At 46.4% G+C, this 6,253-nt stretch carries 6 protein-coding genes and 2 pseudogenes; all 8 read left to right on the top strand.

From position 1 onward, the window contains the following. Nucleotides 1-185: pseudogene (locus tag Q0095_RS02370) on the top strand (type IV pili twitching motility protein PilT); the annotation flags it as partial. Further along, a complete protein-coding gene (locus Q0095_RS02365) occupies nucleotides 185-862 on the top strand; it encodes a CvpA family protein (RefSeq protein ID WP_100067315.1) in 678 nt (225 codons plus the stop codon). The pseudogene Q0095_RS02370 and the gene Q0095_RS02365, both read left to right, overlap by 1 nt. Then, nucleotides 859-1,326 carry a Fur family transcriptional regulator gene (locus Q0095_RS02360; protein WP_297879855.1) on the top strand — a complete coding sequence of 156 codons (468 nt, stop codon included), beginning with the start codon at nucleotides 859-861 and terminating at the stop codon, nucleotides 1,324-1,326. The genes Q0095_RS02365 and Q0095_RS02360 overlap by 4 nt, the downstream gene beginning before the upstream one ends. A gap of 1 nt (nucleotide 1,327) precedes the next feature. Next, nucleotides 1,328-2,817 (top strand): annotated as a pseudogene (gene lysS, locus Q0095_RS02355) (lysine--tRNA ligase). A 2-nt stretch (nucleotides 2,818-2,819) separates the two neighbouring features. Then, nucleotides 2,820-4,067: a serine hydroxymethyltransferase gene (locus tag Q0095_RS02350; protein ID WP_297881006.1), complete on the top strand. Its 1,248-nt coding sequence runs from the start codon at nucleotides 2,820-2,822 to the stop codon at nucleotides 4,065-4,067. A gap of 94 nt (nucleotides 4,068-4,161) precedes the next feature. Further along, nucleotides 4,162-4,293, top strand: coding sequence for a hypothetical protein (locus tag Q0095_RS02345; RefSeq protein WP_297881004.1), 132 nt, complete (start codon nucleotides 4,162-4,164; stop codon nucleotides 4,291-4,293). 26 nt (nucleotides 4,294-4,319) lie between these two features. Then, nucleotides 4,320-5,207 carry a hypothetical protein gene (locus Q0095_RS02340; RefSeq protein WP_297881002.1) on the top strand — a complete coding sequence of 296 codons (888 nt, stop codon included), beginning with the start codon at nucleotides 4,320-4,322 and terminating at the stop codon, nucleotides 5,205-5,207. Beyond that, nucleotides 5,207-5,992, top strand: a complete 786-nt coding sequence (locus tag Q0095_RS02335; RefSeq protein ID WP_297881000.1) for a shikimate dehydrogenase — start codon at nucleotides 5,207-5,209, stop codon at nucleotides 5,990-5,992. The genes Q0095_RS02340 and Q0095_RS02335 overlap by 1 nt, the downstream gene beginning before the upstream one ends. Nucleotides 5,993-6,253 lie beyond the last annotated feature (261 nt).

The following is a 6,253-nucleotide window of genomic DNA, read 5'->3' as shown; positions in this document are numbered from 1 at the left end:
ATCTAATCCGAGAAAACAAGGTACATCAGATTTACTCTCAAATGCAGCTAAATCAGCAATCTACCGGTATGATAACTCAAACTCAAGCGATGGTTAAAGCGATCCGTGCAAATCAAATTTCAAAAGACACGGCGTTTAGGTACTCGACTAACCTACAAGAGCTAATAGGCGTGGTGGGTGCTTGATGGAAGGTATTAATTGGTTCGACGTCGGCTGTTTAGTACTCGTAGTGCTCTTCGGATTGCGCGGCATCACTAATGGCATTGTAAAAGAAATTTTTGGAATTTTGGGTCTCATCGGCGGTCTTTTTGCCGCGATGCGTTATAAAACTATGGCAGGCGAGTGGATTGCAGCAAAAATTCCAGCTTTACAGAATGCAAACGGCGTGCTTTCGGGCGACACGACGCAGGTTCTCATCGGCTTTATCGCTGTGCTTTTTGGCGTATGGATCTCGTGTCTGATTATAGGCGAAATCATTTCAAAATTCTTTAAATGGAGCGGACTCGGATTTGTCGATAAGATCGGTGGTTTCGTATTTAGCGTAAGTAAAATTTTCTTGATTTTTGCCGTTATCGTTACGCTTGCAAGCGGTCCTATGTCGATGAATGAACAGACCAAAAAGTATTTTGAAAGCAGCAAAACTGCGCCGATTTTTTTAAAAATAGGAAATTGGATTTTAAATCTCAAAGACGATCCGAAGATCAAACAAAGCTTGGATTCTATCGGTTCTAAGATGGATGATAAGCTCTTAAAAGATCAAAATTCTACTGCTCGTATGAACTCGGATCAAAATCAAAGCACTGAACCTAGCGATTTTAACGCCAGTTCAGAAGTAAATTCTACAGAAAGGACAAAATTATGAATGCAAAAATCGAAAATTTAGAGTTTGACGCTCTAATTGTTGAGTTTAAAAAGGCGCTTGCCGCTAGCGGTCTAAAATATACCAAGCAGCGCGAGGTTTTGCTTCGCACGCTTTACAACAATAACAAGCACTTCACACCTGAGGCGCTTCATAATGAGATCAAAGTAAAATTTCCGGAGCTAAACGTAGGCATAGCGACCGTGTATCGTACCTTAAATTTGCTTGAGGATTCGGGCATGGCGACGTCGATCTCATTTGGCGCACAGGGCAAGAAATTTGAGCTTGCCAACAAGCCTCACCACGACCATCTAATCTGCAAAAGCTGCAATAAGATCATAGAATTTCAAGACGCCACTATCGAGCGCAAACAGCTTGCCGTCGCTAAAGAGCACGGATTTACGCTTACGGGGCACATGATGCAGCTGTATGGAATTTGCCCTGAATGCGCGGCAAAAAGGAAGTAGATTGTTTGATAGCCAGTTAGAAATCCAAAGGATAGACAAGGCGTCGGAACTTCGGAATTTGGGGGCTAATCCCTATCCGCACTTTCTAAAAAAAGATATGAGCATAGCCGAGTTTAAAGAGAAATTCGGCTACATCAAAGATACCGAGGATAAAAAAGCGAGCGAGGAGGTAAGCCTCGCCGGGCGGCTAAAGCTAAAGCGCGTCGCGGGCAAATCCACCTTCGCAAACATAGAAGATCAAAGCGGCAATATTCAAATTTATTACTCACGCGACAGCATCGGCGAGGAGGATTACGCTAAATTTAAGAAAAATCTCGAAGTAGGCGATATAATTTTGGTGCGCGGATATGCTTTCGTCACCCAAACGGGCGAGTTTTCGATCCATGCCAGCAAAATAATGCTCGCGTCTAAGGCGATTTCGCCGCTTCCGGAGAAATTTCACGGTCTTGTCGATATCGAGATGCGCTACCGCCAAAGATACCTCGATATGATAATGAACCCAGAGATTCGCGAGGATTTTATCAAGCGCTCGGTCATCGTTAGCGAGATCCGCAGCTTTTTTGAAAAACACGGATTTTTAGAGGTCGAAACGCCGATGATGCACCCTATCGCGGGCGGCGCGAACGCTAAGCCCTTCATCACGCACCACAACGCCCTAGACGTCGATCGCTACTTGCGTATCGCGCCGGAGCTGTATCTCAAGCGCCTCGTAGTAGGTGGCATGGAGGCGGTCTTTGAGATCAATCGAAACTTCCGCAACGAAGGTATGGATCTGACGCACAATCCGGAATTTACTAGCATAGAATTCTACTGGGCGTGGCATGATTATAACGACGCGATGAACCTAACCGAAGAGCTATTTAAAGCGCTGTTTAAGAGGCTCTGGGCGAAATTTTAACTTACGATGAGCGCGAGATCGATTTTTCAAAGCCTTTTGCGCGCATAAAGTATCTCGACGCGCTTACGCAGATAGGCGGCATTGAGCCGCAGATCGTAAATGATCGCGAAAAGATCATCGCCAAACTCAAAGAGGATAAATTTGAAGTCAATGAAAAGCTCGATCTAGGCCACCTGCAGAGCGAACTTTTTGATAATTACGTAGAAGCTAAGCTCATAAATCCGACCTTCATCGTGGATTTTCCGATCTCGATCAGCCCGCTTTCGCGCAGAAGCGACGAAAATCCGCAGATAGCCGAGAGATTTGAGCTCTATATCGCAGGTAAAGAGCTAGCCAATGCCTTTAATGAGCTGAACGATCCGCTCGATCAATACACCAGATTTAAGGCGCAAATCGACGCCAAAAACGCGGGCGACGACGAAGCTCACGAGATGGACGAGGATTACGTCCGCGCGCTTAGCTACGCGATGCCGCCGACTACCGGCTGGGGGCTTGGAATCGATCGCTTGGCGATGATTTTGCTGAATAAAAAATCGATCCGCGACGTGATTTTATTCCCCGCGATGAGGCCGCTAAATTTAGAGAAGGAGTGAACGTGTCAAATTTAGAAAAATTCGATAATGAAATTTTTAGTTTAACCAACAAAGAGCTTGCCCGTCAGTGCGATTATTTGGAGATGATCGCGAGCGAAAATTTTACCTATCCCGAGGTGATGGAGGCGATGGGCTCGGTGCTAACGAACAAATACGCCGAGGGCTATCCAGGCAAGCGCTACTACGGCGGCTGCGAGTTCGTAGACGAGATCGAGCAGATCGCGATCGATCGCTGCAAAAAGCTCTTCGGCTGTGAGTTTGCAAACGTTCAGCCAAACAGTGGCAGCCAAGCCAACCAGGGCGTATATGCCGCGTTTTTGAAACCGGGCGAGAAAATTTTAGGTATGTCGCTTAGCCACGGCGGCCATTTGACGCACGGTGCGAAGGTCTCAAGCAGCGGAAAGATGTATGAGAGCTTCGAGTACGGCGTGGAGCTCGACGGCCGCATAAACTACGATAAGGTGCTTGAGATCGCTCAGATCGTAAAACCAAAGATGATCGTTTGCGGTGCGAGCGCCTATACGCGCGAGATAGATTTCGCCAAATTTAGGCAGATCGCTGATAGCGTGGGCGCGTTTCTTTTCGCCGACGTAGCGCATGTCGCTGGGCTAGTCGTCGCAGGCGAACATACTAATCCGTTTCCACACTGCCACGTCGTAAGCTCGACCACGCACAAGACGCTTCGCGGTCCGCGCGGCGGCATCATAATGACCAACGACGAGGAATTTGCTAAAAGGATCAACTCGGCGATCTTCCCGGGCATCCAGGGCGGCCCGTTAATGCACGTCATCGCTGCTAAGGCGGTCGGCTTTAAACACAATCTAAGCCCTGAGTGGAAGCTCTATGCCAAGCAGGTCAAAGCAAACGCTAGAATTTTAGGCGAGACGCTGGTTAAGCGCGGCTTTGATCTCGTTAGCGGCGGCACCGATAACCATCTGATTTTAATGAGCTTTTTAAATAGAGATTTTAGCGGCAAGGACGCTAGCGCCGCGCTTGAAAACGCAGGCATCACGACGAATAAAAACACCGTGCCGGGCGAGATGCGCAGCCCGTTCGTCACCAGCGGCATCCGCGTCGGCAGCCCCGCACTTACGGCACGCGGAATGAAGGAGAAAGAATTTGAGTTTATCGGAAATAAAATCGCCGACGTGCTAAGCGACATCTCAAATTCCAAGCTTCAGGCGCAGGTCAAAGAGGAGGTGCGGGATTTGGCGCACCGCTTTATCATCTACGACCGCGCGATGTATTAAATTTAATAAATTCGGGTAAGCTTACCCGAATTGTTTATTTCGTAAATTTTGCGTGGTAGAATTTACAAAGTAAATAATAATCTTAGGAGAGAGTATGAACGACAAAAATTTCGATATGAGCAGCATAGACGATATAGTGATAAATAGCGGCAATGTCGATAAGAACGCGAATTTGAAAAAGGGTCGTGGGCATAATGCACGTGAGGAGTTGCAGCCGGCGTCGTAGTTTTATTCTTAATCATTTTAATCATAATGAAGGCTATTAATAAAGACGATATTGATACTAACGCAGGTCTTACTATGCCTAGTGAAGAAGAGCTTGCCAAAGCGGAGCAAAAGCCTGCCGTACAAGTTCAAAAACCTGAGCCTTCGCAGCCTGAGCCTGTAGAGGTGAAATCAGAACCTAATACAGCATCTGCAGCTCCAACCAAAGTAGAGATAAAAACCCAAGAGCCTAATTCCGAAAGCAAGGTCGTCGCAAGCGCTCAGCCTGAAGCACAGAAAGTAGAAATCCGAAAGCCCGAAATCAAAGAAGAGCCAAAAAAATCCGTTAAAATAGAAAGTAAAAAGATTGAGCCTAAAGACGAAGCCAAAAAGCCTGAGAAAACGGACGTAAAAAAGTCCGAGCCTAAGAAAGAATCTGCAAAAGACGAGATCAAAAAAGAACCTTCTAAAACCGAAATTAGAAAAGTCGAGCAAAAAGTAGAGCCTAAAAAAGAACCTGAAAAACAAGCAAAAATAGAAGTTAAAAAAGAGTCTTCAAAAACGGAAGCTAAAAAGGAACATGTTAAAGCTGAGACCAAGAAAGAGCCTGCTAAGTCCGAGCCTAAAAAAGAAGCTAGCAAGCCGGAGTCTAAAAGCGAGAGCGTAAAAGCCGGCGTTGCAGCAAAGAGCACCAGCACCAGCGTGGCAAACGGCAGTTATGTGCAGGTTTTCGCATCAAATGCCTACGATCCAAACGGGTCTGACACTAAAAAAATCACTAAAAAAGGCTATAATCCGATCGCTCTGCAAACTCACGTCGGCAGCAAGAGCGTAACTAAAATTTTAGTTGGACCTTTTGAGGGCGAGGCGCTACAAAAGGCACTTAGCGATATGCGCAGCATCAATAGCGGAGCGTATATCTACCGAGTGAAATAGTGGACAGATTTGCGGTTTTCGGTAACCCGATCGCCCACTCTCTCTCGCCGCTACTTCATAATTACGCCATAAAATTTTTGGAGCTGGACGCCTACTATGGGCGAGTTTTGCTGCGGCACGGCGAGGAGCTGCGAGCTAAATTTGAAGCTTTAAGGCTTACGGGTGCGAACGTAACCGTGCCTTTTAAGCTCGACGCGCTCAAAGCCTGCGACGTCCTAAGCGAGGCGGCGCAGAAGATCGGCTCGGTAAACACGCTGGTGCTAAAAGGCAGCGCACTGCACGGCTTTAACACCGATGCGCAAGGCTTTTTCTGCGCGATTTTGGGCTTTGGTGAGATTCGCAATGCGCTTATTTTAGGTGCGGGCGGCACGACGCGAGCGATCGGCTACGCGCTAGGCAAAAACGGCGTGAAATTTGACATCCTAAACCGCAGCGTAAAAGATTTTGACTTCGGCTGCGAGGAATTTTTTACCTATGAAAATTTCAAATTTAAAGATTACGATCTGATCGTCAATGCCACCGGCGCAGGTCTCAAAGATGACGCGCTACCAGCGCCCGAGGGGGTAATAGATGAAATTTTATCCCGCGCAAAATTCGCCTTTGATGCGATCTACGGCAAACAGACTCCGTTTTTACAAGCCGCGCGCGCAAAAAATTTGCCTGCAAAAGACGGCAAGGAGATGCTGATAAATCAGGGCGCGCTTGCTTTCAATCTCTTTTTCAGCGGCAAATTCGACTTAGCAGAGATTGTATCGCTGATGAGCCATGCTGCAAATTTACGCTAAATCGGCTCTTAGGCTTTTAATTATACGTCCAGTTTAACGAAATGCTTTAGATTTTGCGCCGAGTTAATTATACGTTCTTAAATTTTATATCGTGTAATTCGGGCGTTTAGCCTCAAAATTTTTACGTTTGCTTTCAGCCGAGCCTAATTTGTCTACAAAAAATTCTGTTTAAAATTGCTACGAATTAGGCATAAAGATGCTTGGTAAAGTCTCGCGCATTTTTCTGCTCGTTTCTTGGATGTTCTATTCTAAAATTTTACG

This window comes from uncultured Campylobacter sp., assembly GCF_938045535.1.
GTDB lineage: Bacteria > Campylobacterota > Campylobacteria > Campylobacterales > Campylobacteraceae > Campylobacter_B.
The sequence above is the reverse complement of the archived record's forward strand: the minus strand, read 5'-3'. Positions and strand labels throughout refer to the sequence as shown.